The sequence below is a fragment of the Cronobacter sp. EKM101R genome (assembly GCF_963888145.1).
Taxonomy (GTDB): Bacteria; Pseudomonadota; Gammaproteobacteria; order Enterobacterales; family Enterobacteriaceae; genus Cronobacter; species Cronobacter turicensis.
In genome coordinates this window covers 293152-319451 of the sequence record NZ_CAWPHW010000012.1, presented here as the reverse complement: position 1 = coordinate 319451, position 26300 = coordinate 293152, and the positions used below count along the sequence as shown (strand labels likewise).

Annotated in this window: 24 protein-coding genes; 15 read left to right on the top strand and 9 right to left on the bottom strand. The window is 60.2% G+C overall.

Features of this window, described 5'->3' with window-relative positions; translation table 11 throughout:
- Positions 1–34: 34 nt before the first annotated feature.
- From AACV31_RS10050 to AACV31_RS10020, 7 genes are all read right to left on the bottom strand, one after another.
- Complete coding sequence (locus AACV31_RS10050) at positions 35–493, bottom strand: GNAT family N-acetyltransferase (RefSeq protein WP_165153886.1); 459 nt, start codon at positions 491–493, stop codon at positions 35–37.
- A gap of 86 nt (positions 494–579) precedes the next feature.
- Positions 580–2004: an aminobutyraldehyde dehydrogenase gene (gene patD, locus AACV31_RS10045; RefSeq protein WP_165153884.1), complete on the bottom strand. Its 1425-nt coding sequence runs from the start codon at positions 2002–2004 to the stop codon at positions 580–582.
- A gap of 17 nt (positions 2005–2021) precedes the next feature.
- Positions 2022–2828, bottom strand: coding sequence for an ABC transporter permease (locus AACV31_RS10040; protein ID WP_165153881.1), 807 nt, complete (start codon positions 2826–2828; stop codon positions 2022–2024).
- The gene (locus tag AACV31_RS10035; protein ID WP_165153879.1) at positions 2818–3762 is read right to left on the bottom strand and encodes an ABC transporter permease; all 945 of its coding nucleotides are present in this window, start codon (positions 3760–3762) and stop codon (positions 2818–2820) included. Before AACV31_RS10035 ends, AACV31_RS10040 begins: the two co-directional genes overlap by 11 nt.
- A gap of 1 nt (position 3763) precedes the next feature.
- The gene (locus tag AACV31_RS10030) at positions 3764–4777 is read right to left on the bottom strand and encodes an ABC transporter ATP-binding protein (RefSeq protein WP_165153877.1); all 1014 of its coding nucleotides are present in this window, start codon (positions 4775–4777) and stop codon (positions 3764–3766) included.
- 13 nt (positions 4778–4790) lie between these two features.
- Positions 4791–5936, bottom strand: coding sequence for a putative ABC transporter substrate-binding protein YdcS (gene ydcS, locus AACV31_RS10025; RefSeq protein ID WP_165153875.1), 1146 nt, complete (start codon positions 5934–5936; stop codon positions 4791–4793).
- Between the two features lie 368 nt (positions 5937–6304).
- Positions 6305–7747, bottom strand: coding sequence for an aminotransferase-like domain-containing protein (locus AACV31_RS10020; protein WP_165153873.1), 1443 nt, complete (start codon positions 7745–7747; stop codon positions 6305–6307).
- Between the two features lie 197 nt (positions 7748–7944).
- On the opposite strand from AACV31_RS10020, the gene AACV31_RS10015 reads away from it, so the two are divergent.
- From AACV31_RS10015 to AACV31_RS09950, 14 genes are all read left to right on the top strand, one after another.
- The gene (locus AACV31_RS10015) at positions 7945–9354 is read left to right on the top strand and encodes a cytochrome ubiquinol oxidase subunit I (protein ID WP_007760967.1); all 1410 of its coding nucleotides are present in this window, start codon (positions 7945–7947) and stop codon (positions 9352–9354) included.
- Entirely contained in the window at positions 9354–10364 is a 1011-nt protein-coding gene (cydB, locus tag AACV31_RS10010; protein WP_075198371.1) for a cytochrome d ubiquinol oxidase subunit II, read from the top strand. The genes AACV31_RS10015 and cydB overlap by 1 nt, the downstream gene beginning before the upstream one ends.
- Positions 10364–10501, top strand: a complete 138-nt coding sequence (locus AACV31_RS10005; protein ID WP_007760961.1) for a DUF2474 domain-containing protein — start codon at positions 10364–10366, stop codon at positions 10499–10501. The genes cydB and AACV31_RS10005 overlap by 1 nt, the downstream gene beginning before the upstream one ends.
- Before the next feature lie 130 nt (positions 10502–10631).
- Entirely contained in the window at positions 10632–11198 is a 567-nt protein-coding gene (locus AACV31_RS10000) for a TetR/AcrR family transcriptional regulator (RefSeq protein WP_165153871.1), read from the top strand.
- A gap of 4 nt (positions 11199–11202) precedes the next feature.
- On the top strand, positions 11203–11532 hold the full coding sequence (locus tag AACV31_RS09995; RefSeq protein ID WP_075198373.1) for an SMR family transporter: 330 nt from the start codon (positions 11203–11205) through the stop codon (positions 11530–11532).
- A 406-nt stretch (positions 11533–11938) separates the two neighbouring features.
- Positions 11939–13342: a glycoside-pentoside-hexuronide (GPH):cation symporter gene (locus tag AACV31_RS09990; protein ID WP_165153869.1), complete on the top strand. Its 1404-nt coding sequence runs from the start codon at positions 11939–11941 to the stop codon at positions 13340–13342.
- Positions 13343–13354: 12 nt separating this feature from the next.
- Positions 13355–14875, top strand: coding sequence for an arabinosylfuranosidase ArfA (arfA, locus tag AACV31_RS09985; protein ID WP_165153867.1), 1521 nt, complete (start codon positions 13355–13357; stop codon positions 14873–14875).
- Between the two features lie 115 nt (positions 14876–14990).
- Positions 14991–16178 (top strand): carbohydrate porin, encoded by a 1188-nt coding sequence (locus AACV31_RS09980; RefSeq protein ID WP_007760943.1) that lies wholly within the window; start codon positions 14991–14993, stop codon positions 16176–16178.
- 146 nt (positions 16179–16324) lie between these two features.
- Positions 16325–17941 carry a TIGR04028 family ABC transporter substrate-binding protein gene (locus AACV31_RS09975; protein ID WP_165153865.1) on the top strand — a complete coding sequence of 539 codons (1617 nt, stop codon included), beginning with the start codon at positions 16325–16327 and terminating at the stop codon, positions 17939–17941.
- Positions 17941–18885 carry an ABC transporter permease gene (locus AACV31_RS09970; RefSeq protein ID WP_165153863.1) on the top strand — a complete coding sequence of 315 codons (945 nt, stop codon included), beginning with the start codon at positions 17941–17943 and terminating at the stop codon, positions 18883–18885. Before AACV31_RS09975 ends, AACV31_RS09970 begins: the two co-directional genes overlap by 1 nt.
- Positions 18885–19733, top strand: a complete 849-nt coding sequence (locus AACV31_RS09965; RefSeq protein WP_165153861.1) for an ABC transporter permease — start codon at positions 18885–18887, stop codon at positions 19731–19733. Before AACV31_RS09970 ends, AACV31_RS09965 begins: the two co-directional genes overlap by 1 nt.
- A complete protein-coding gene (locus AACV31_RS09960; RefSeq protein ID WP_165153859.1) occupies positions 19733–21343 on the top strand; it encodes a dipeptide ABC transporter ATP-binding protein in 1611 nt (536 codons plus the stop codon). Before AACV31_RS09965 ends, AACV31_RS09960 begins: the two co-directional genes overlap by 1 nt.
- Positions 21340–22389: a putative FMN-dependent luciferase-like monooxygenase gene (locus AACV31_RS09955; RefSeq protein ID WP_165153857.1), complete on the top strand. Its 1050-nt coding sequence runs from the start codon at positions 21340–21342 to the stop codon at positions 22387–22389. Before AACV31_RS09960 ends, AACV31_RS09955 begins: the two co-directional genes overlap by 4 nt.
- A complete protein-coding gene (locus AACV31_RS09950; protein ID WP_165153855.1) occupies positions 22386–23480 on the top strand; it encodes an alkylhydroperoxidase domain protein in 1095 nt (364 codons plus the stop codon). The genes AACV31_RS09955 and AACV31_RS09950 overlap by 4 nt, the downstream gene beginning before the upstream one ends.
- 27 nt (positions 23481–23507) lie before the next feature.
- Here the strand turns inward: AACV31_RS09950 and AACV31_RS09945 are convergent, their stop codons facing one another.
- Both AACV31_RS09945 and smrA read right to left on the bottom strand, forming a co-directional pair.
- Positions 23508–24326, bottom strand: a complete 819-nt coding sequence (locus tag AACV31_RS09945) for a Cof-type HAD-IIB family hydrolase (protein ID WP_165153853.1) — start codon at positions 24324–24326, stop codon at positions 23508–23510.
- Between the two features lie 202 nt (positions 24327–24528).
- Positions 24529–25092: a DNA endonuclease SmrA gene (smrA, locus tag AACV31_RS09940; protein WP_165153852.1), complete on the bottom strand. Its 564-nt coding sequence runs from the start codon at positions 25090–25092 to the stop codon at positions 24529–24531.
- A 605-nt stretch (positions 25093–25697) separates the two neighbouring features.
- Here smrA and ogt point away from each other — a divergent pair.
- Positions 25698–26213 (top strand): methylated-DNA--[protein]-cysteine S-methyltransferase, encoded by a 516-nt coding sequence (ogt, locus tag AACV31_RS09935; RefSeq protein WP_165153851.1) that lies wholly within the window; start codon positions 25698–25700, stop codon positions 26211–26213.
- The last annotated feature ends 87 nt before the right edge of the window (positions 26214–26300 follow it).

Below are 26300 nucleotides of genomic sequence, written 5' to 3'. Positions count from 1 at the left end.
CGGATAACAGGAAAGCGCTGTATGCGGTGAAGAATCATCCCTGTTCGTCACGACTGCGCCCGCCATCCGCCAGCGATTTACACAGATATTTCGGCGACTCGGTGTATCCCTGACGGTAATAAAAGCGGTGCGCGTCGCTACGGCGACTGTGGCAGTGAACTTCTATACGATCACAACTGCGGGCGCGGGCAAGCGCCTCACCTTCGCTTTCCAGAAGTCTGCCAATGCCTTTGCTGCGGGCGCGGCTGTTAACGCAGAAATAGCTAATGCGGCAGAAATCCCCCTCCACCGCAAGCTGGGGAATAAAGTGCAGCGACAACACGCCCAGCAGCGCGCCATCTTCTTCGGCGACCAGCAACTTTTCATCAGGGTGCGCCAGCAGTTCAGCGATGCGTCGTTCGATAAAGTGTGCCGTATCCGGGTAATCCAGTTCGGTTAATAAGGCGCTGATGGCCGGTGCATCAGCAGGGGTCGCGGCTCGGGTCGTTATCATCGTTATCCGTTTTCTGTGCAGATGAGATACAGAGTGGTGGTGTGGTGACTGGAAAAGGCCAGCCCGGTTAAGCTGGCCGAACCTCATCAGTGCTTAATCATGACATGCCGCACCACGGTGTAATCCTCAAGCCCGTACATCGACATATCTTTGCCGTAGCCGGAGAGTTTCTGGCCGCCGTGAGGCATTTCGCTGACCAGCATAAAGTGCGTGTTCACCCAGGTGCAGCCATATTGCAGGCGGGCGCTGAGGCGGTGCGCGCGACCAACATCGCGGGTCCAGACGGATGACGCCAGTCCATATTGCGAATCGTTGGCGTAGGCCAGCGCCTGGGCTTCATCCTCAAACGACGTCACGCTGATGACCGGGCCGAACACCTCGCGCTGCACGATAGCGTCCTCCTGCTTCGCGCCAGCGAGTACGGTCGGCTGGAAATAATAGCCCGGCCCGTCGACTTTTTGACCGCCAGTGACCACGCGAATATGCGGCAGCGCTTTCGCGGCCTCCACCGCCTGGCTCACGCGCTCCAGATGCGCCTGAGAGCTGAGCGGGCCGAGTTCGGTGGTTTCATCCTCCGGCGCGCCCGTTTTCAGGCTGCCCACTGCGGCGCCAAGTTTTTCAACGAGCGTGTCGTAAATCCCTTTTTGGGCGTAGATGCGACACGCCGCCGTACAATCCTGGCCCGCGTTATAGAAGCCGAAGGTGCGGATGCCTTCGACGACGGCGTCGAGATCGGCGTCGTCAAACACCAGTACCGGCGCTTTGCCGCCAAGCTCCATATGGGTGCGCTTGATGGATGAGGCAGTCCGGCTGATGATGTGCTCGCCGGTGGCGATAGAGCCGGTGAGCGACACCATGCGCACTTTCTCATGGCCCGTCAGCGGGTCACCCACCGTCTGGCCGCGGCCAAACAGCACATTCAGCACGCCCGCCGGGAAGATATCTTTCGCCAGCTCCGCGAGCTTAAACGCCGTCAGCGGCGTAATTTCAGACGGCTTGAGCACCACGCAGTTGCCCGCCGCCAGCGCCGGGGCCAGTTTCCAGGCGGCCATCATCAGCGGATAGTTCCAGGGCGCGATAGAGGCCACGACGCCCACTGGATCACGGCGGATCATCGAGGTGTGATCCGCCAGATATTCACCGGCGGCAAGGCCGTTTAAACAGCGCGCGGCGCCGGCGAAGAAGCGAAACACATCCGCCACCGCCGGGATTTCGTCACCCGCCACGCAGTGCAGCGGCTTGCCGCAGTTTTTCGACTCCAGCTCCGCGAAAATCTGCGCGTTAGCCTCAATCACCTCCGCGAGTTTCAGCAGCGCCTCGGCGCGCGCTTTGGGCGTGGTGAGACGCCAGTGTTCAAAGGCCGCATCGGCGGCATTGACCGCCGCATCCACCTGTTCGGCGCTGGCTTCGGCAATCTCCAGCAGCACCTCGCCCGTCGCGGGGTTATAGACCGGCAGGCGCTCGCCCTGGCCTTCCACCAGCGCGCCGTTAATCAGTAATTGACTCTGCATAGCGTGTTCCTTTGAGGTTATTTGCCGCTACCGGCGACAGTTTCATCATCGCGCGTCAGCCACCAGGCCCCGAGGATGGGGATCATGGTGAGTAGCATGACGCAGAGCGCCACCACGTTGGTGACCGGCACGTCGCGCGGACGGCCAAGCTGGTTCAGCAGCCACAGCGGCAGCGTGCGCTCATGGCCTGCGGTAAACGTGGTGACAATAATTTCATCAAACGAGAGCGCGAACGCGAGCATGCCGCCCGCCAGCAGCGCGGTGCCGAGATTCGGCATCACCATATAGCGAAAGGTCTGCCAGCCGTCGGCGCCCAGATCCATCGACGCCTCAATCTGGCTGTACGCCGTGCGCCGTAACCGGGCAATCACATTATTAAAGACCACCACCACGCAAAATGTGGCGTGGCCCACCACCATCGTGAGAAACCCCGGTTCGATATCGAGTTGTTTAAATGCCGTCAGCAGCGCGATACCGGTGATGATCCCCGGCAGCGCGATCGGCAGTAGCAACAGCAGCGACACCGCGCTTTTGCCGAAAAACTCGCGCCGCCAGAGCGCGGCGGCGGCGAGCGTGCCGAGCACCAGCGCCAGAAGCGTCGCCAGGCTTGCGACTTTAAGTGACAACGTCACCGAATCGAGAATATCTGAACGGTTAGCCGCCACGTGAAACCAGCGCAGCGTGAAGCCCTGCGGCGGAAAGCTAAAGGCAGACTCTTCGGTGTTGAACGCGTAAAGCGCGATAATCGCCAGCGGGAAATGCAGGAAAATCACTCCGCCCCAGGCGGCGATTTTGAGCGGCCACGGCGCGCGGTCAGAGTGCATCAAACGCTCCCAGGCGCTTCACGAACGCCAGATAAACGGCAATCAGGACAATCGGCACCAGCGTAAACGCCGCCGCCATCGGCATATTGCCGATCGCCCCCTGCTGGGAATAGACCATGTTGCCGATGAAAAAGCCCGGCGGGCCGACGAGCTGCGGCACGATGAAATCGCCAAGCGTTAACGAGAAGGTGAAAATCGAACCGGCGGCGATGCCCGGCACCGCCAGCGGCAGCACCACGTGGCGAAACGTCTGAGAGGGCTTCGCCCCAAGATCGGCGGACGCCTGCAACAGCGACGGCGGCAGACGCTCCAGCGCCGCCTGCACCGGCAGGATCATAAACGGCAGCCAGATATAGACGAAGACCAGAAACCGCCCGAGCCCCGAGGTGGAGAGCGTATTGCCGCCAATGCCCGGCAGCGTCAGCAGCGCGGTGAGCGCTCCTTCCAGCCCCAGATGTTGCAGGAACCACTGCGCCACGCCGTCACGCGCCAGCAGGAGCGTCCAGGCGTAGGCTTTAACGATATAGCTCGCCCACATCGGCAGCATGACGGCGATATAAAAAAACGCCTTCAGCGAGCCGCGCGTATAGCGCGCCATATACCAGGCCATCGGGAACGCGAGAATGGCGCAGGCGATGGAAACGGCAATCGCCATCACCAGCGTGCGCACGATGATGTCGTAGTTGGCGGGGTTAAACAGCGCGCTCAGGTTGGCGAGCGTTAAATCCGGCGTCACCGACATCGTAAAGTCGTCGAAGGTGTAAAACCCTTGCCACAGCAGCGTCAGCAGCGAGCCGAGATAGATAATGCCGAACCACATCAGCGGCGGCAGCAGTAACAGAAATAACCATAAATTTGGACGCCGCCAGAGCAGCGCCGCCGCGCGTCGCAGCGGGCCACTGGCGCGTGCAGGGGGCGAAAGCGTCATATCCATCTCACCCCTCTCCATGCAGCCGGATCATGGCGGCGCGCGCCCAGGAGGCGGTCACCGCCTGGCCTGCTCGTGGCAGCGCCGCATCGGCTTCCGGCGAGGGATTCGCCTGGCTCACCAGCAGTTTTTCGCCGCTCTCCAGCATCAGTTCTATGCGCGTGGCCGCGCCCTGGAACTGCACCGCCTGCACCGTGCCCCGGACATAAATATCGCCAGGCTCATTAAGCCGGATATGCTCAGGGCGCAGCGAAAACGTGCCCGGCTCGCCGCCGAGTTCGCGCATCATGGCGTCGCTCAGCACATTGGCGGTGCCGACGAAGCCCGCGACAAACGGCGTGCGCGGACGCATGTAGAGCTCGCGCGGCGCGTCCACCTGCTCGATTCGCCCGTTGTTAAACACCGCCACCCGGTCAGACATCGACAGCGCTTCGCCCTGATCGTGCGTGACAAACACAAACGTAATGCCGAGCGATCGTTGCAGGTTTTTCAGCTCCACCTGCATCTGCTCGCGCAGTTTGAGATCGAGCGCGCCGAGCGGTTCGTCGAGCAGCAGCACGCGCGGCTGGTTCACCAGCGCCCGGGCGATGGCGACGCGCTGGCGCTGGCCGCCGGAGAGCTGCGAGGGTTTGCGCGCATGGGTAAAGCCAAGCGCCACCCGCTCCAGCGCCTCGCGAGCGCGGGTAAGCCGCGTTTTTTTATCGACGCCTTTCACCATCAGCCCGTAGGCGACGTTCTCCAGCACCGACATATGCGGAAAGAGCGCGTAATCCTGAAAGACCGTGTTAACGTCCCGCTCCCACGGCGGCAGCTCGCTGGCCTCCCGGCCAAACAGGCGAATCGCGCCGTCGCTCAGTTGCTCGAAGCCCGCAATCATTCGCAGACAGGTGGTTTTGCCGGAGCCGGACGGCCCCAGCATGGAGAAAAACTCCCCGTCTTCGATGGTCATGCTGACGTTATCGACCGCGCGCACGTCGCCGTAGCGCCGCGAGACTTGCTGAAACTCTACTGCGTAAGCCATACGTCCCCCGCGCTTAGCGCCCGCCCATGATCGCGATGTAATCCTGGGTCCAGCGGCTGTAGGGCACATATTTCCCGCCCTGCGACACCGGGGTTTTCCAGAAGGCGATTTTGTCGAAGAAGGTAAAGCCGTTGGTTTCGCAGCCCTTCTCGCCGAGCAATGTGCTGGCCTTGCAGCCCTCCGGCACCGCCGGGAGCGAGCCAAACCAGGCGGCGACGTCGCCCTGCACTTTCGGCGTCAGCGACCAGTTCATCCACTGGTAAGCACAGTTAGGGTGTTTCGCGTCGGCGTGCAGCATGGTGGTGTCGGCCCAGCCGGTCACGCCCTCTTTCGGGAAGACGGTGGCGATGGGCTGGCCTTCGTTTTTCAGCGCGTTGGCCTGATACGGCCAGGCGCTGGCGGCCACGACGCCCTCGTTTTTGAAATCGCTCATCTGTACCGTGGTGTCGTGCCAGTAACGGTGGATGAGCTGATGCTGGTCACGCAGCACTTTCAGCACCGCGCCATACTGCGCCTCGGTAAGCTGGTAAGGATCGGTGATGCCGAGCTCCGGCTGGGTCGCTTTAACATAGAGCGCCGCGTCGGCGATATAAATCGGCCCGTCGTAGGCCTGCACGCGCCCTTGGTTTGATTTGCCGTCCGCCAGCGCCTGCTTCACAAACAGGACCGCCCAGCTGTCCGGCGGCGTCGGGAACGCTTTGGTGTTGTACATCAGCAGGTTGGGTCCCCACTGGTACGGCGCGCCGTAGACTTTGCCGTCGAGGTTGAACCATTCGCCCTTCACGAGGCGCGGATCGACATTTTTCCAGTTCGGGATGAGCGCGGTGTTAATCGGCTGCACGCGTTTGCCCATGATGAGGCGCAGCGAGGCGTCGCCGGAGGCGGTGACCAGATCGTAGCCGCCTTTCGCCATCAGGCTCACCATTTCATCCGACGTGGCGGCGGTTTTCACATTCACAGCGCAGCCGGTCGATTTTTCGAATTCGGTTACCCAGTCATAGGCTTTATCCGTCTGGCCGCGTTCGATATAGCCCGGCCACGCGATGATATCGAGGCGGCCTTCCCCCTGGCCGAGTGCTGAAGGCGGCTCGGCGGCGCTGACGATGCCGGTCGTCAGGCACAGCGCGGCGGCCGCGCTAAGCGCGAAGGATTTGGTCATGGTCAATACTCCTGTCTGAATGATGAGTCGGCCGCCGTGCCGTAAAAATATCTCCCAAAATAACCATATACAGGCACGGATAAACGCGCCTGCGGGCGCTGGCGGAATTTATTCAGGTTGTGACAAACCGCGCACTCTTTATTGTTTCGGTGCTTAAGTTGCATAAATCTGGCAGCGGTTTTTCACAGTGTAGACAGGCGCTTAGCGATGTGAAGCGTTTTGCGTTAACTATTATGATTTCCTATGCCCCACAGGAAATACGATTCACAGAAATAATCCCTCAGGAATAAGCCTCATACAGGCGTGGTTTTTTATTTCGGCAATAACCTTTTCTTTATTTGAGAATATAAACGCGCAAGAAAGAAGGCTTATTTTGCGCGTTTAATTTCGCATTGCGGCGAGGTCGCCATCGCCTCACGGATAAGCTGCGCGAGCGTTTTAACCGCCTGCTCTTCACGCTCGCCCCACGCCCAGGAGGCGTTAAAGCGAAAATAGTTATGCCAGAGCGCGCTGGTGGTGAACATTTTCCCCGGCGCGATGCTTATCTGGTGCGCCAGCGCGCGCTCGTGCAGCCTGCCTGCGTCGAGCGACGCGGGCAGTTCTACCCACAGAAAATAGCCGCTCTCGCTGCGATGAATTTTGACCGCCTGCGGAAAGTGCCGGCGCAGCGACTGCCACGCCGCCTGTTTGCGCTCCGCCAGCAGGCGGCGCAGTCGTCGCAGGTGGGTGTCATAGCGCCGGGTAGCGAGATAATCCACCAGCGCCATCTGCATCGGCGAGCTGGTAGAAACGGTGCTCATCAGCTGTAGCTGCTGGATACGTTGCGCATGGCGCCCCGCCGCTACCCAGCCGATGCGAAAACCCGCCACCAGACATTTAGAGAACGAGGAACAGTGCAGCGTCAGCCCCTGGTCGTCCCAGGCTTTCACCGGCAGTGGTTTTTCGCGCCCGTAATAGAGCTCGCTGTAGACATCATCTTCAATCAGCACCACGTTGTAGCGCGAAAGCAGCGCCATCAGCTGTTGCTTTTTCTGCGCGCTCAGCGTAAAGCCGAGCGGGTTCTGGGCGTTGCTCATCAGCCAGCAGGCTTTGACCGGGTATTCCTGAAGCGCCTTTTCCAGCGCCGCGAGATCGATCCCCTGCGCCGCGTCGGTGGCGACAGACAGCGCCTTGAGCCGTAAGCGCTCCAGCGCCTGGAGCGCGCCGTAAAAACAGGGGTTTTCGACAATCACCCAGTCGCCCGGCTCGGTCACCGCCTGGAGACTCAGATTTAACGCCTCAAGCGCGCCTGCGGTGATGACGATTTCATCCGGCGACACATTCATCCCCTGCATGGCGTAACGCCGGGCGATGGCGTTACGCAGCGCCTCATTGCCCGGCGGCAGGTTCTCAATCACGCTCATGGCGTTGGCCGAGCGGCTGACGCTTGAGAGCGAGCGGTTGAGCTGCGCCAGGGGAAAAAGCCTGGGGTCGGGAAACGCGGAGCCGAACGGCACCACAGCGGCATTGGTGCTCGCCTGGAGCACGTCAAAGATATAGGTGTTGATATCCACTTGCTCGTCGCGCGTGACCTGTTCGACGGCCTGCGGCGCGCGCGGCGTTGGTTTCGGGGCCACGTAGTAGCCGGACTGCGGGCGGGCGACGATGATCCCCTGGCTTTCCAGCGTCTGATAGGCGTGGCTCACGGTCATAAAACTCATGCCGCTGCTGACCACCTGCTCGCGGAGCGACGGCAGCCGGTCGCCGGGGTGCCACACCCCAAGGGCAATCTGATCGGTAATCTGCTGAGCCAGCCGCTGGTATTTTTTCATCGCACCTCGCGGCATCCGGCCGCTTTCACAAGGGGTTAACGCAAAGCGCGTATCATCGTGCCGTCTGGTTAGATCAGGCAAGCGAAATCGCAACTTTTTATTTAACTGTTATAGTCAAATAACGTTTTTCTGTTTCTGCACGTTCGTGCTGCTCCTGATTACCATGATCGCGGACAACGATATGTCATGAGGTTTGCATGTTTGGTTTAGATGCGTTTCATCTGGCAAGGATTCAGTTCGCCTTTACTGTTTCTTTCCACATTATTTTCCCCGCTATCACTATCGGTCTCGCCAGTTATCTGGCGGTGCTGGAAGGGCTGTGGGTGAAAACAAAAAATCCGGTATGGCGCTCGCTGTACCATTTCTGGTCAAAAATCTTCGCCGTTAACTTCGGGATGGGCGTGGTCTCAGGGCTGGTGATGGCCTATCAGTTCGGCACGAACTGGAGCGGCTTTTCGCAGTTCGCGGGCAGCATTACCGGCCCGCTGCTGACCTACGAAGTGCTGACCGCGTTCTTCCTGGAAGCCGGTTTCCTCGGCGTGATGCTGTTTGGCTGGAATAAAGTCGGCCCCGGCCTGCACTTTTTCTCCACCTGCATGGTGGCGCTCGGCACGCTGATCTCGACGTTCTGGATCCTCGCCTCCAACAGCTGGATGCACACGCCGCAGGGATTTGAGATCCACAACGGCCAAGTGGTGCCGGTGGACTGGGTGGCGGTGATTTTTAACCCCTCCTTCCCGTACCGTCTGCTGCATATGTCGATAGCGGCGTTCCTGAGCAGCGCGTTTTTTGTCGGCGCGTCTGCCGCCTGGCATCTGCTGCGCGGCAACGATACCCCCGCCATTCGCCGCATGTTCTCGATGGCGCTGTGGATGGCGCTGATTGTCGCCCCGGTTCAGGCGATGATTGGCGATATGCACGGGCTGAATACGCTTAAGCATCAGCCGGCCAAAATCGCGGCCATCGAAGGCCACTGGGAGAACCCGCCGGGCGAAGCGACGCCGCTGACGCTGTTCGGCATCCCGGATATGGATGAAGAACGTACCAAATACGCGCTGGAAGTGCCGAAACTCGGCAGCCTTATTCTGACCCACAGCCTTGATAAACAGGTACCGGCGCTCAAGGAGTTTCCGAAAGACGAACGCCCGAACTCCACTATCGTGTTCTGGTCGTTCCGCATCATGGTGGCAATGGGGCTGCTGATGATCCTGCTGGGCGTGGTGAGCGTCTGGCTGCGCTATAAGCACCGGCTTTATACCTCGCGACCGTTCCTCCACTTTGCGCTCTGGATGGGCCCCGCCGGGCTGATTGCTATCCTCGCGGGCTGGGTGACGACCGAAGTAGGCCGCCAGCCGTGGGTAGTGTACGGGTTGCAGCGCACCCGCGACGCGGTCTCCGGCCACGGCGATTTGCAGATGAGCCTGAGCCTCATCGCCTTTATCGTGGTCTACACCTCGGTCTTCGGCGTCGGCTATAGCTACATGATCCGACTGATTAAAAAAGGGCCGCAGCCGCTGGATGATATCCCCTCCAGCACCGACGGCAGGCCAGCGCGTCCGCTTTCTGCGGCGGGCGAATCTCTGGATAGCGCAGAGGAGAAAGCGTAATGGGTATCGATCTCTCCATCATCTGGTTCGTTATCATCGTCTTCGCCACGCTGATGTATATCGTGATGGACGGCTTTGATCTCGGCATCGGCATTCTGTTCCCGTTTGTGCGTGACGGCCACGACCGCGATGTCATGGTTAACAGCGTCGCCCCCGTGTGGGACGGCAACGAAACCTGGCTGGTGCTGGGCGGCGCGGGCCTGTTCGGCGCGTTTCCGCTGGCCTATGCGGTGATTATCGACGCGCTGACCATTCCGCTGACGCTAATGCTGATTGGCCTTATTTTTCGCGGCGTGGCGTTTGAATTCCGCTTTAAGGCGACGCCCGCCCACCGGCCTTTCTGGGATAAGGCGTTTCTGAGCGGCTCGATCCTCGCCACCTTCTGCCAGGGCGTGGTGGTGGGCGCGGTAATCAACGGCTTTAAAGTCACCGGCCGCACCTTCAGCGGCTCGGCGCTCGACTGGCTGACGCCATTCAACCTCTTCTGCGGCGTGGGCCTGGTGGTCGCCTATGCGCTGCTCGGCGCGAGCTGGATTGTGATGAAGAGTGAAAACCAGCTACACCACAATATGCGTCGCCTCGCGCGTTCGCTGCTGCTGGCGCTGCTGGCGGTGATCGTCATCATCAGCGCCTGGACGCCGCTCGCGCATCAGGCGGTGTCCGAGCGCTGGTTTACGCTGCCGAACCTCTGGTTCCTGCTGCCGGTGCCGGTGCTGGTGGCGTTGTTCAGCCTCTGGCTTTGGCGCAAACTGGCGGACACACAGAGCCACACGCTGCCGTTCGTGCTCACCCTGGGGCTGATTTTCTTAGGCTTCAGCGGGCTTGGCATCAGTATCTGGCCGAATATCATTCCGCCTGATATCACGCTCTGGGAGGCCGCCGCGCCGCCTGCAAGCCAGGGCTTTATGCTGGTGGGCGCCCTGCTGATTATCCCGATAATCCTGGTGTACACCTTCTGGAGCTACTATGTGTTCCGCGGCAAAGTTCAGCATGGGGAGGGCTATCACTGATGGAACATCACGATTCGCCGCGCTGGAAAAAGCTGATGTGGCTGGTGGTAATCTGGGCAGCCAGCGTCCTGGCGCTCGGCGCGGTCAGCATGGTGTTGCGCCTGCTGATGAGCGCCGCTGGCTTAAAAGCGCATTAATCTCTCTTCGGGCCAGCCTTCGCGCTGGCCCTGTTTTTTCCCTTCCCTTGCCGCGTTTAACTCAGGTTGATTGATCAACCACTGAACTCCCGATAGAATTAAACAATCCATCCAGACGGATTGTTTAATCATGAGCCAGGCACACCATCGTTCCAAATCACCGGAGGCGCTGCGCCAGACCTTGCTGGAGTGCGCCGCTCAGGTTATCGCCGAGCAAGGTTTGACGGGCCTTACGCAGGAAAAAGTCATCCGCCGCGCAGGTATCAGCAAAGGCGGTTTACAGCATCACTTCCCTACCCGTCAGGCGCTGGTGGATGGCGTGATGCAGCATCTTCAGCACATGCTGCTGGAGGAGATCCAGACGTTAATGGCGCAGGATCCCAACCCGAACGGCCGCGCCACCCGCGCCTACATTCATACCTGTGTCAGAGAAATGCCTGACAGTGAGCAGGCGATGAACCGCGCGCTGATGACGGCGATTTTTGCCGATCCGGCGCTGCAGCAGCGCTGGGGCGTCTTTTTACGGGACGCCCTGCCGCGTGACGACGACCTCGCGTCGCCTGAGCAGGCGCGGCGTCGGCTACTCTGCCGCATGACGGCAGACGGACTCTGGTTCGCCGCGCTGTGCGGCGACCACACGGTGCCGCCTGACGATCGGGCGGCGTTAATCGAAACCTTACTGGCAATGACGGAGTGACGTTATGACCTGGCTGCTGCTCTCTGTGGCGATTGTGTGTGAAGTGATTGGCACGACATTTCTGAAGCTTTCCGAAGGCTTCAGCCGCCTGCTGCCGACGCTGGTGATGGTGGTTTGTTACGGCATTGCCTTCTGGTGTTTAAGCGTCACCATGCGCACCATCCCGACCGGCATTATTTACGCCATCTGGTCCGGCGTTGGCATCGTGCTGATTGGCGTGGTCGGCTGGATCTTCCTCGGTCAAAAGCTCGATCTGCCCGCCATGCTCGGCATGGGGCTGATTATCGCAGGCGTCATCGTGATAAACCTCTTTTCCCGCGCGGTCGCGCATTAATCTCCTGCCGGGCCTCGCGCCCGGCTATCGCGTTTTCTTATTGCTCTCTCACGGCCAGGCCTGGGTTTATTGCTTTCTGAATCTAAGGATAATCCTAAGCGCGCAAAATATATTGTCATGCCGCCATCAAATATAGGCACAATATTATTACGCCTATAAACGCAGCGGCAAAAATAATTGCTGCAAACATAACCGCGACTATTCCCCAAAATTATAATCACCATCAGAAATAATTACTTTAAAATGCGAATTTTCATTCGAAATAGTGGTATGTAATTTTTTGTCATTTATATGGATGAGATGCGGCACTTATAAAATATAAAAAGCGCGCCACATCGCACCGGGTATTCCTCCGCTACCTTATGCTCACCCTGGCTTTCAGGTATTTCATTCAACGAGGTTTATCATGGTGCAGCAATCAGCAGTGCTGGATAAAGTGACGCCTGCCCAGGACCGCCTGACGGTCCGGGAGAAATTAGGTTTCGGATTTGGTGATGCGGCCTGCAATATGAGCTGGGGCCCGGTAACCATGTTTTTAACCTGGTTTTATACCGATATATTTGGCTTAAACGCCGCGCTGATCGCCACCATGTTTTTAGTGGTGCGTCTGCTGGATGCGTTTATTGACCCGCTGATCGGCGCGCTGGCTGACCGTTACCCCACCCGCCACGGCCGTTTTCGCCCGTGGATCCTCTACGGATGCGTGCCTTTTTGCGCCATCTGTATTTTCGCCTTTTATACGCCCGATTTAAGCACGGGCGCCAAAGAGATTTACGCTTTCGTCACCTATTTACTGCTCTCCGTACTCTACAGTACCGTGAATATTCCATACTGCTCGCTCGGCAGCGTGATTACCGCAAACCCCGTTGACCGCGTGGCCTGCCAGTCTTACCGCTTCACGATGGCTAACAGCGCCGTGCTGCTCTGCTCGCTGACGCTACTGCCGCTGGTGGATTACCTCGGCGGCGGCAATCAGCAGAAAGGCTTTTTTATTACCAACGCGATGTTCTCGGTGATCGGCCTGTGTCTGTTTTTACTCTGCTTTTTTAATACCCGCGAGCGCGTTATCCCCCAGCGTGAAAAACAGGAAAATATTGTCCGCAATTTCCGCTCGGCCTTTAAAAATGATCAGTGGCTGATGGTGGTCGCCGGAATGTTTATTGGCTGTATTCCGGCGTTTGTCTGCGGCGGCGCCACTATCTATTTCACCAAATATTTAATGCACCTCGATAACACCATGACGACGCTGTTTATCAGTATTGGCGTGGTCGCCTGCGTGCTCGGCAACCTCGCGACGAGTTTCGTCACCCGTTATATTTGCAAAGTGAAACTGTATATCGCAGTGGGCTTTATTACGGCTGCTATTTCCGTCGTCATTTATTTTGTTGACCCGCAAAATGTGATGCTGATCTTTATTCTGAATACCCTGCGCGCGTGGATTGGGGCGATTACCGTTCCGGTATTCTGGTCGTTTATCGCCGATGCCGACGATTACGGCGAGTGGAAACTGAAAAAACGCATGTCCGGTATTTACGCCTCCGGCAACCTGTTTGCGCTGAAAGTTAGCCTGGCTATTGGCGGCGCTATCACCGCGCTGGTGCTTTCCGCCACGCATTATGTCCCGGAAGCCGCCGTGCAGTCTCCGTCCACCCAACAGGCCATTATGATGCTGATTACCTTTATTCCGGCTATCGGCGGCGTACTGACCTCCATCATATTCCTGTTTTATAAGCTCGATAAAAAGACGATGCAGAAAATTCAGGACGACCTGAGCGTCGGCAAATATGCCAGCGATGCCGCCCTTCGTTAATAAGGAGACGTTATGACCACGCTTTCATTCACGCTCGACCCGCAGAACGTGATTTCCGCCATCGACCCGCGCCTGTTCGGTTCGTTCATTGAACATCTGGGCCGCGCGGTTTATACCGGCGTCTATGAGCCGGAGCACCCGCTCGCGGATGAAGACGGGTTTCGCCAGGATGTCATTGACCTCGTCAAAGGGCTGCACGTCACCACGGTGCGCTACCCTGGCGGGAATTATGTCTCCGGCTTTAACTGGCGCGACAGCATCGGCCCGAAAGAAGAGCGCCCGGTGCGCCTCGACTACGCCTGGATTAGTAAAGAGACCAACCAGTTTGGCATTGAGGAGTTTGCCCGCTGGTGCGAAAAGACCGGCGTCGAGCCGATGATCGCCGTGAACCTCGGCACCGGCACGCCGCAGGAGGCGGGCTATTTCGCCGAGTACTGCAACCACCCCGGCGGCACCACGCTCAGCGATTTGCGTATTCAGCATGGCCGTCGCGAGCCGTATAACTTCCGCCTGTGGTGTCTTGGCAATGAGATGGACGGGCCGTGGCAGACCGGGCAGATGAACGCCCGCGAATATGCGCACAAAGCGCGCGAAACCGCCAAGATCCTGCGCTGTATCGATCCGCAGGCGCAGCTGGTGGCGTGCGGCAGCTCCAGCTCCGCGATGACGACCTTCCCGGAGTGGGACCGCGTTGTGCTGGAGGAGCTGTACGATTACGTCGATTTCATCTCCTGCCACCAGTATTACGAGAACGAAGGCAGCGAGACCGATTTCCTCGCCTCCTTCGTCAATATGGACAATTTCATCGAAACCATCGTCAGCACCGCCAATTACGCCAAAGCGGTGCGGCGCAGCAATAAAGAGATGATGATCTCCTTTGATGAGTGGAACGTCTGGTATCTGCGCGGCGATCCGTGGGACGCGCCGATGAAAGATCCGGCGAACCGTTTTCGCCAGGCGCCGCCGCTGCTAGAAGACCGCTATTCCTTCCTCGATGCGCTGGTGATGGGCGGCCTGCTCTGCTCGCTGCTGAACCACGCCGACCGGGTGAAAATGGCGAGCCTGGCGCAGCTGGTGAATGTGATTGCCCCGATTTTCACCGAGCCGGGCAAAGGCGCGCTCTGCCAGACGCTTTACTGGCCGTTCGAGATGGTCGCGAGCGTCAGCGACGGCGTGGTGCTGCGCCACCAGCTGCCGGTCCCGACGTTTGAGAGTAAATATGGCGACGCCCGCAGCGTTCAGTCGTCGGTCGTGTATAACGAGGCGCGCGGCGAAATTTATATATTTGCCGTCAACTGCGATTTCTCCACCGCTTATGAGCTGGATATCAACCTGCCGGCCTTTAGCGACTGCCGTCTGAAGGAACACAAAGTACTGCGCAGCGACGATCTCTACGCGAAGAACACGTTCGACGATCCCAACCGCGTGCATCCGGAGATTATCGATTACCCGCACGGCAGCCTGCGCGAGAACACGCTCACGCTCTCACCGCTGACCTGGAACCGCATCACGCTGTCGGTCGCCCGCGCGTAAGGAGAACGCCGCGCGCCCCGCGCGTTGAATCACCTCTGACAGGCCCGAACCGCCGTTTTCGGACGGCGGCAGGGCCGCTGTATGCCTGAAAACTGACAACAATAAGAGAGACACGATGAAAAAGATGATGGTACTGCCCTGTGTGTTCAGCCTGCTGGCGCCCTGCGCGATGGCGGAAATGAAAGTGAATACGCCGCAGGGCGATCTGAAATTCTACGGCGATGTGGAGTTTAACGTCGATGCGGCGAGCCGCACCGGACAACTTACGTCGCTGCGCACATCTGACGATAAAGACTGGAAACCGGGCGACCACGAAAAGTGGGACGTCAATGGTCGTATTCTGCTGGGTGTCGATGGTTACCGCGAGAAAAACGGCAATTTCGCCGGGTTCACGGTGCAGCCGCTCGCGGATCTGTCGGGGCATACCAATCTGGATGACGCGGCGTTTTACTTCGGCCAGCCGCAGGCCTGGAAAATCAAAGTGGGCCGTTTTGAAGCCTACGACATGTTCCCGCTCAACCAGGACACCTTTATTCAGTACTCTGGCAACACCGCGAACGATATCTACGGCGACGGCTTCGGTTATGTCTATATGATGAAAGAGGGCCGCGGGCGCAGCAGCAACGGCGGCGCGGTGCAGTTCAGCGGCGAATACGGCAACTGGTACTTTGAGCTGAACAACATGGTGAAAGACGGCACCACGCTGTTCGCCGACGACACCTACCACGGCAATGCGCTGGAGAACAAAAAGAACGTCATCTATATGCGCCCGGTGATTGCGTGGCGCGACGACCACTTCTCCGCCGCCGTGGCGATGGAAACGAACGTGGTGAGTAACGCTTACGGTTACAACGACGCCCAGGGGCGTTTTCAGGATCAGTCAGACCGCACCGGCTATGGCGCGACCTTTACCTGGAACAGCCTGAAAAACGATCCGGATGACGGGACGGTGATTAACCTCAACACCGCGTATATGGACGCCGACGATGAAACCGACTTCAGCGCCGGGGCCAACGTCCTGTGGCGTCATCTGGAACTCGGTTATATCTACGCGCATAACAATATTGATGATTTCAATATGACGAGCGTCGGTGAAGAAGACGGCCAGCTGAAATACCCCGGCAAATATGACATCCACACCGTGCACCTTTCCTACGGCTTCACCAACGTGATGGATATGGATAACTTCAATATCTATCTCGGCGCCTACTGGTCGCAGCTGTCGCTCAAAGAGAGCGACTACGACAACGAAGGCGATAAAGACCGCTACGGCGCGCGCGTTCGCTTTAAATATTTCTTCTGACGCCCTCGCCCCTCCGCGCCCGCGGAGGGGCCAAATATATTTTCCGCATTTAGATAGCGATTTTTGTTGGTTCTCATCCCCGTCGCCCTGCGTTTTTATTACGTCGACAGACAACACATAACAACGGACGATAAGGGACATTCACCATGCATTTTTCCATTACCGCGCGCGGCGTGGCGCTCGGCCTCGCGTTCAGCCTGATAAATACGGCCAGCGCGGCGCCGGTGAAAGGCGGCACGCTGATTTATCTGGAGCAGCAGGCGCACACGACGCTCTACCCGCCAGCAGGCGGCTTTTACCCCAACGGCGGCATCCTGAACCAGATAACCGATAAGCTCACCTGGCAGAACCCGAAAACGCTGGAAATAGAGCCGTGGATAGCGCAGTCCTGGAGCAGCAACGCGGATAAAACCGAATACACCTTTAAAATCCGCCCAAACGTGACGTTCTCTGACGGCACGCCGCTTGACGCCACAGCCGTGGCGAAAAACTTCGATACCTACGGACTTGGCAATAAGGCGCAGCGCCTGCCGGTCTCCGAGGTCATCAATAACTACCAGCGCAGCGAAGTCATCGATCCGCTGACCGTGAAGTTTTACTTCAGCAAGCCCTCGCCCGGCTTTTTACAGGGCACCTCGGCGATCGGCTCCGGGCTGGTGTCTCTCAGTACGCTCGCGCGCAATCTTGATGAGCTTGGCGACGCGCGCCATATCATCGGCTCCGGCCCGTTTGTGGTGCAGAGCGAGACGCTGGGCCGCGAGGTGAATCTTACCGCGCGCAAGGATTACCAGTGGGGCCCGCAGAACAGCGCGCAGCAGGGCCCGGCGAATCTTGATAGCATCAAAATCGTAGTGACGCCGGAGGACAGCGTGCGCATCGGCGCGCTGCTGGCAGGCCAGGCGGACGCCATTCGCCAGGTGCAGGCCTATGATGAAAAACAGGCGGCGGATCAGCAGTTCCCGGTCTATGCCGCGCCGACCCGCGGCGTCAATGACAGCATCGCCTTTCGCCCCGCCAACCCGCTGGTGGCCGATCTGAAAGTGCGTCAGGCGCTGCTCCATGCGACCAACGCGCGCCAGATTGTCGACACGCTATTTTCGCCGAACTATCCGGTCGCCACCTCTGTGGTGGCGAAAAGTGCGCCCGGCTACCGCGATTTAAGCGCCAGACTGACCTTCGATCCGACGCTGGCGAACCGTCTGCTGGACGAGGCGGGCTGGCAAAAAGGCGCGGACGGCATCCGGGCCAAAGCGGGACAGCCGCTGAGCCTGACGGTCTATGAATCGCTGCCGCAGCCGCAGAATAAAGAGGTGCTGCAACTGGTGGCGCAGCAGTGGAAACAGGTAGGCGTGCAGCTCAACGTGCGAGCGGGCGACGCGGGCACCAAAGCGCAGGACAGCCTCGATCCGGCCAAAACCCCCGTGAATGTGGTGGAAGTGGGCCGCGCCGATCCGGATGTCATCAAAAGCCAGTTTCATCCGTTAAACCGCGACGCGCTGTTGCAAAAAGGCGGCCTGAGCCAGAAAACCGACTTTATCGACGACAAACTCAATGCGTTACTCACCACCATCGCCTCGGAGGTCGACCCGCAAAAACGCCTCGCGGCGGCAGGCGACGCGCAGACGTATCTCATCGATAACGCCTACATCATTCCGATTTTCGAAGAGCCGCAGGTTTACGCCGCCGCGCCGTGGGTGAAAAACCTCGCGTTCGAGGCGGTAGGCCGTCCGAGCTTTTACGGCGCCTGGCTGGAGAAACACTGATGGACGGGCGTTATCTCGGCGCGCGCGTCGGTCAGGCGTTGCTGGTGCTGTGGGCCAGCTTTACGGTCTCGTTCGTACTGCTGCAACTGCTGCCGGGCGATGCGATCGCCATTAAGTTTCAGAACCCGGAACTGGGGTTAAGCGCCGCCCAGATAGCGCAGATGCGCACCGCCTATGGCGCCGACGCGCCGCTGTGGCGGCAATACCTGGAAAGCCTCGGCGGCGCGGTGCGCGGCGATTTCGGCTTTTCACTACAGGCGGGCGTGCCGGTGAGCGCCCTGCTCGCCGCCAGCCTCCCCGCCACGCTGCGCCTCGCCGCGCTCGGGTTTACGCTGGCGCTGGTTATTGCCGTCTTGCTCGCCGCGCTCTCCACGCTTAGCCACGGGCGCGTGCTGCGCCGGACGTTCGCAGCGCTGCCGTCGCTGTTTGTCTCGGTGCCGACGTTCTGGCTCGGAATCACGCTCATTCAGCTCTTTTCTTTCCAGTGGCGGCTGATCCCGGTGATAAATCCAGGGTTCTGGGAGGGACTGATATTGCCGGTGATGACGCTTGCGGTGCCGATCAGCGCCCCGCTGGCGCAACTGTTGATTCGCAATATTGACGTCGTTATGCACCAGCCGTTTGTCACCGTCGCGCGCGCCAAAGGCGCCAGCCATCGCGGCGTGCTGTGGCGTCACGTGGCGCGCAACGCCCTGCTGCCGGTGCTGACCGTCGCGGGCCTGCTGCTGGGTGAACTCATCGCAGGCGCGCTGGTGACGGAAACCGTGTTTGGCTTAAACGGACTTGGACAATTGACCCGCGACGCGGTGAACAATCAGGACCTGGCCGTGTTACAGGCCATCGTACTGGTGGCGGCGCTCGGGTTTGTTCTCATCAATCTGCTGGTGGATCTGCTTTATCCGCTGCTCGATCCCCGGCTGTCACTGTCGCGGAGGGCCGCCTGATGACCACGCTCGATCTCACTCCTGTCAGGGCGCGCCGCGGGCGTTTTTTGCGGCATCCGCCTCTGCCGCCAGGGCTGACGCTCGCCTGGCTCACGCTGTTGCTGACCGCGCTGTGGGCGCTGTTTCCGTCGCTCTTCACCGCGTTTGATCCGCTCACCGGCACGCCGGGCGCGCAGCGCCTGCCGCCGGGAAGCGAACACTGGCTCGGCACCGATCAACTGGGGCGCGATCTTTACGCCCGGCTGGTCTGGGGCGCGTCGCATACGCTCAGCGGCGCGCTGGTGGCCGTCGCGCTGGGGCTTGGCGCAGGCACGCTGTATGGCGTCGTCGCCGGTGCCGCGGGCGGGCGCGCCGAACAGTGGCTGATGCGGCTGGTGGATGTATTGCTGGCGATCCCCGGCCTGCTGCTGGCGCTGTGCGTCATTATTCTGCTCGGTTTTGGCACGGTGAACGCCGCGCTGGCGGTGGGCATTACCTCGATGGCGAGCTTTGCGCGTCTTGCCCGCGCTGAAGTCGTCCGGGTGCGGCATACCGATTATGTCGAGGCGGCGATCGCCTGTGGCGGCACCTTCTTCAGCACGCTGTGGCGCCATATTTTGCCCAATTCGCTGACCTCGGTGCTGGCTTACGCCGCGCTCCAGTTCGGCAACGCCATTCTTGCGCTCTCCACCCTGAGCTTTCTCGGCTACGGCACGCCGCCGCCCACGCCGGAATGGGGATTGCTCATTGCCGAAGGGCGCAACTATCTCTCGACCGCCTGGTGGCTCACCACCTTCCCCGGCCTTGCGGCAATCGCCGTGGTGCTGGCCGCTAATACACTCAGCCACTACTACACCCGGAGAGCATGATGAGCGAACCCGTCCTGGATGTGCGCACTCTGAGCCTCGGCTGGCGTCACGGGCGCGACGTGCGCCGCGTGGTCCATAACGTCTCTTTTTCCGTCGCCCCCGGCGAAGTGCTGGCGATTGTCGGCGAATCCGGCTCCGGCAAAACCACACTCGCGCAGACAATTATCGGGCTTGCGGGCGAAAACGGCGTGTGGCTGGGCGGGGATATCCGCCTGAACGGCGAAACGATTACCCACGCGAGCGAGCGCCGGATGAATGCCCTGCGCGGGCGGGTTATCAGTCTCGTGCCGCAAGATCCCGGCAGTTCGCTGAACCCGGTGAAAACCATCGGCGATCAGGTCGCCGAAGTCTTACAGCTTCACACCGGGCTGGGGCGACGCGCGCGTGACGCTGAAGTGGTAGCGCTGCTTGCGCGTGTCGGCCTGAGCGAACCGGCGCTGCGGGCGAAGCAGTACCCGCACCAGCTCTCGGGCGGTATGAAGCAGCGGGTGCTGATCGCCATTGCGCTGGCGCTGAAGCCCGCGCTTATCATCGCCGATGAGCCCACCAGCGCGCTGGACGTCACGGTGCAGGCGCGCATTCTCGATCTGCTCGATGAACTGCGCCGCGACGCCGGCACCGCCGTGCTGTTTATCACGCACGATCTGGCGCTGGCCGCCTCGCGTGCCGATCGCCTGCTGGTGTTTCGTCACGGCGAAATTCAGGAACTGGGGAGTGCGGCGCAAATTACCCACGCGCCGCGTGCGGCCTATACCCGGCAGCTCTTTGCCGACGCCCCGGCGTTTGCCGACAGCTTTCGGACGCGGCCAGCGCTGAATGGCCCGCCTGCGGCAGAGATCCGCGCGCTGACGCAACGCTTCACGCTGGGCGGCGGCCATACGCTGACCGCGCTGGACGCGGTAAACCTGACGCTGGAACGCGGCCTTACGCATGCGCTGGTGGGCGAATCCGGCAGCGGCAAGACTACGCTGGCGCGCCTTTTGCTCGGCTTTCAGACGCCGGTCAGCGGCACGGTGACAGTCAATGGCACCGATTACGCCACGCTAAACCGCGAAGCGCGCCGCCCGCTGCGCCAGACGATCCAGATGGTCTGGCAGAACCCGTTTTCGTCACTCGATCCGCGCCAGAGTCTGTTCTCGATTATCGAAGAACCGCTTCGCAATTTTACCCGCCTTTCCCGCGCGGAACGGCGCGAGAAAGTCTATGACATGGCCGCGCGCGTCGCGCTGGCCCCTGCGCTGCTGGCGCACAAGCCGCATCAGCTCTCCGGCGGTCAGCGTCAGCGCGTGGCGATTGCGCGGGCGCTGATCGCGGACCCGCAAATCGTCATCCTTGATGAGGCGACGTCAGCGCTGGATGTCACCGTGCAGGCGCAAATCCTGACGCTGCTTGAAACATTGCAGGATGAGCTCGGCCTCACCTACCTGTTTATCTCCCACGATCTGGCGACCGTGCGCCGCTTCGCGCATCAGGTCTCGGTGCTGCGCGCCGGTAAGGTTGTGGAGCACGGCGATGTCGCCTCCGTGTTCCACGCGCCGCAGAGCGAGTACACGCGCCAGTTGCTGGACGCCATTCCGGCGCCCCGCCCGTTTAATAAGGATGTCGCATGACAATAAAACGTTTAGGTTTTTTCACCCGCCTGCTGGACCGCGTCAGCGCGGCCGAGCGCTACCGCCTCGCCACCGAGCAGATCCTGCACGCCGAGCGCTGCGGTTTTGACACCGCCTGGGTGGCGCAGCACCACTTTCATGAAGCGGAAGGCGGGCTGCCCTCGCCGCTGCTGTTTTTAGCGCACGTGGCGGCGCAGACCCGGCGCATCCGGCTCGGCACGGGGATCATTACGCTGCCGATGGAGTCGCCATTGCGCGTGGCGGAAGACGCCGCCGTGCTGGATCTGCTCAGCGACGGGCGCGTCGAGCTGGGGCTGGGCTCTGGCGGCACGCCCTCTTCGTTTCCGCCGTTCGGGCTGCAAAGCGAGGAACGTGGCGAAGCCTATGGCCGCCATCTGGCGCTGCTGCGCGCAGCGCTGAACGATGAGCCGCTGGCGGGCACCGATAACCATCTCTACCCGGCGGCGCGCGGGTTACGTCAGCGGCTCTGGCAGGCGACTTTCTCGGTGGACGGCGGCGCGCGCGCCGGGCGCGACGGTGACGGCCTGATGCTGTCACGCACCCAGCCGCGCCCGCCGGGTGAGCCCGATATGCCGCTGGACGCGTTGCAAAACCCGATTATCGACGCCTATCTCGACGCGCTGCCCGCTGGCGTCGCGCCGCGCATTATGGCCTCGCGCACCGCGTTTGTGACGGACAGCAGCGACGATGCCCGCCGCTTCGCGCAAACGGGGCTTGCGGCCCAGGCGGCGCAGTTCCGCGCCCAGGGCCACCGGCTCGCGGGCGAAACGCTGGAAGACTATATCGCCGCGTTCGATGTGCATCTCGGCACGCCGCAGGAAACGCTCGCCACGCTATCAAACGATACGGCGCTGGAGCGCGCCACCGATCTGTCGTTCCAGGTGCACTCCATCGATCCGCCGCACCCGTTTATTCTGCGCTCCATCTCTCTACTGGCGCAGCAGGTGGCGCCCGCGCTGGGCTGGAAACAGGGCGCACCGTTCGCTGATGTCGTCTCCCTTAACCCGATCAAGGAAACCTTATGACCCGCTCGCCCGATCTTCTCGATACCCTGGCGGATATCGCCCCCGGCTCCCCGCTGGCGCTGGCGCGCGCCACCCGCGACGCCGCGACGCTGAACATAGCCCGCAGCCACGAGGCGCTGTTTAGCGGCGCAAGCGATCTCACCCGCGCGGAGCGCCTGCATCTCGCCCGCGAGGTGGCGCACTGGCATGAGGATGAGGCGCTGTACGCGCACTATTCGGCGGCGCTGAAAAACGAACCGGCACCAGCAGCGCGTCTCTCCGCTGCCCTCGGTCATGCGGAGATCCTGGCGTTTCGCCCGGTACAGGCGACCGCGCAGGCGATAACGGCGCTGACGGAAGCCGGATTCAGCGAAGAAGCCATTGTGTCGCTCGCGCAGGTGGTGGCGTTTGTGAGTTTTCAAAGCCGCCTGCTTCATGGCTACCGGCTGATTAACGGCGGGCGCGTGGCGGTCGAGACGGCCATACCGCCCGCAGGCCGCTGGCATACCACGCCCACCACGCACAGTGGACAGCCAGCCCCGACCGCCTTCACGCAGGATGAACTGGGCTGGGAGCCGTGGCTTGCGCCGAAAGCGCTCGCCGCGTTCAGCCCCGACGAGCAGGAGACGTTGCGCCGTTTCGGGCATCACGATTCCGCGTATTTCCGCCTGCTGGCTCGTAACCTGCCCGTACTGGAAGCCCGGACGCTGACGGATAAAGGGATTTTCTATACGCCGGGCGGGCTGGCGCGGGCGGAGCGGGAGCTGGCGGCGACGGTCGCGAGCAAAGTGAACGGCTGCATTTACTGCGCCTCGGTACATGCCCGTAAGGCGAGTCAGCTGTCAAAAGATAACGACGCGGTGCAGCGTTTACTGGAAGTGGCGCCGGGCGGGAGCCTGAGCGTGGGGCAGTCAGCCCGCTGGCAGGCAATTATCGATTTCAGCGCCGCGCTGTCTGCCACCCCCGCCACGGCAGGCGCGGCGCACGTTGTCGCGCTGCGTGAACAGGGGTTGACCGATCTGGAACTGCTGGATCTGGTGCAGGCCACCGCCTTTTTCGCCTGGGCGAACCGCCTGATGCTGACGCTCGGCGAGCCTTTTGTGCCAGCCTGACCTGCCGCCGGGCGTCAGTGCGCCCGGCTACTGCGCGTTAAACGGGCTGTGGTGATGCAACACAGCGTCGATAACCTGCAGCGCGCCGCTCTGGTTGTTGGAGCCAGTCGCAAAGCGCGCCGTCTCTTTCACCTCCGCCGCCGCGTTCTCCATCGCAAAGGAATAGGTCGCCAGACGCAGCATTTCGAGATCGTTGGCGCTGTCGCCCACCGCCACGCAGGCTTCCGGCGAGATATTCCAGCGCGCCATCAGGCGCTCAAGGCCGCTGGCTTTGTGCGATCCGGGGATAATCAGATCGACAAACCCGTAGCCGCTGGTGACGGGCTTCACGACGCCTTCCAGCTCGTTATGCAGGTTTTCAATCAGCGCCGGGATCTGGTCATCCGGCAGGTTGAGGGAAAACTTGAAGATGATATCGTCGATATCGAGCAGGTTTTCCACCGGCTTCAGGCGGTGGTAGTGCTTCGACATCAGGCTGATAAACGCCTCCGGCGCGCCCGCCTGGTAATACGCGCTCGCAAGCCCGCACACCACATAGTTGAAATCGCCCTGCGCCGAGAGCGTTTTCACCACCTGATGATACTGTTCGCGGGTCAGCTCGCCGTGGTGGATGCGCTCGCCGTGGTCATAAACCAGCGCGCCGTTTTCGGCGACAAACGCTATCTCATCTTTGATCTCCGGGAAGAAAGAGATGAGCTGGTAATACTGGTTGCCGCTCGCCACCACAAATTTAATGCCTTGCTGCTTCAGCGCCGCATACTGCGTTGTAAACCTTTCTTTATCGTACTGTTTGTTGTCGTTAAGAAAGGTGCCGTCCATATCTACTGCGATGAGCTGAATTTTCATACTGCCTCATTTAGTCATTACCACATAAGCGGCTCATGCTATCACTGTTTTATTCGCTTGCCATATGAGTAAAGGTGGAATCATTTTCATATGAAACCTTCAGGTTACAGCGAATTGTCTCTGTTTAAAGATAGCGGAAACCGCAGCGCGGCTAACGGGAAGTCTCATGAAGGCGTACCGGGCGAGGGGTGCCCGGTGCGGATTAACGGCTGCGCTTGGCGTGGCGCTCCCAGTTCTCCTGCTTCGCCTCGGCGGATTTCTTCAGCGCCACGTAACAGGCGCCGCTGCCGCCGTGATGGGCAAGCGCGGTGCAGAACGCCTGAACGTCATCAAGCTCGGTCAGCCAGCGCGCCAGATAGCTGCGGATGACATTGGCGTGGGAGTTATCCTCGCGCCCTTTGCCGTGAATGATAAGCAGATTGCGCAGCCCGTCGCGTTTCGCCTGGTTGATGAAAGCAAAAAGCATCTGGCGGCACTGCTCCACCGGCTGGCGCAGCAGGTTCAGGCTCGCCTGCTGGGTATATTTACCGAGGCGCAGTTTATCCAGCACGCCCTGCTGGAGCCCCTCGCGGCGAAATTCGAGCGGCTGTTCGCGCGGGATGAGATCCAGAAAACCGGTGGTCAGCGGGTTGTCGAGCTGTAAGGTATCGATGCGCGGCGCAAGGCGCGGGGCTTTCGGTTTCAGGCACGGCGCGACGTTGGCATTTTTCAGGGGTTTGACATCTTCCATGGCGTCAAGAAAGAGTGATTTGTCGTCAGGGTTCACGGTCAATCCTCCGGGACTTCGTCAGGGCGCACACTATAGCTTCCCTTTCAGAATGGCTCAATGCGCCGCGTTGTGCGCACTATTTTCTGCGGGCATTCTTCGCGCTTCGTTAAAGCGAAACGCGAACCGTAAAAATAAATCGCGTATTTTCCCGTTAATGACGCAGCAAACAAGGCGATGCGGGATCACATTATTCAGTTTCGTTAATGCTTCATGTTAAATATATGTGAAATAAATCACCCCTTCGCTGTGACAATGGGCGTTTATGTTGCTATATATTTCTTATCCGCATGTTAAGGAATAATAAAGCGGTACCAAAGCCAGGAAGCGCTGCTGTGTGTACTGTGGGGCCTGAATATGATGTCTTCAGGCTCTATTTTTTATTTTCCAGAAAAAAGAGAGTTCACTTTGTTTTTTCTGGGAATGCAGGCGGCGCAGCGCGAATGTGTATCCCCTATCCTGCTCCCGCAGTGACAGGGGCGCGCCGTTTAGCGGCCGCTTCGGGCAACGGAATGCCCGGTTTATCCCCCCTCCGCTCCTCCTGTGGCGGTATGGCGAGCCGCTGGCCGCCATGCTATTTTGACGCCTCAACAAGGAGACCGCGAATGCTGACCTTACTGGAAGATAAAATCGATACCCCCTTAGGCCCGCTGTGGGTTATCGCCGATGAACAGTCGCGCCTGCGCGCCGTGGAATGGGAAGAACACAGCGATCGCATGGAGCAGTTGCTGGCGATTCACTACCGTACGGAAGGATTTCGCCGCGTGGGTTGTGACAACCCCGGCGGGCTCTCAGACTCGCTGCGCGCGTGGTTTGCCGGCGATCTGGCGGTGATTGACACCCTGCCCACCGCTACCGGCGGCACGCCGTTTCAGCGTGAAGTGTGGCAGATGCTGCGCACGATCCCGTGCGGCCAGGTGATGCATTACGGTGAGATGGCGCAGCGGCTGGGACGTCCGGGCGCAGCCCGCGCCGTTGGTGCGGCGAATGGCTCGAACCCCATTAGTATTGTCGTGCCGTGCCATCGCGTTATCGGCCGCAACGGCACGCTAACCGGGTATGCGGGCGGCGTGGCGCGTAAAGAATGGCTGTTGCGCCATGAAGGCTATTTACTGATTTAATTCAGACTGGAAAATAATATTTTCTGGAAATTATTAAACACGCCGTAATTCAGTTGGATGGCGGTAAACGCCAGATTTGAACCAGGA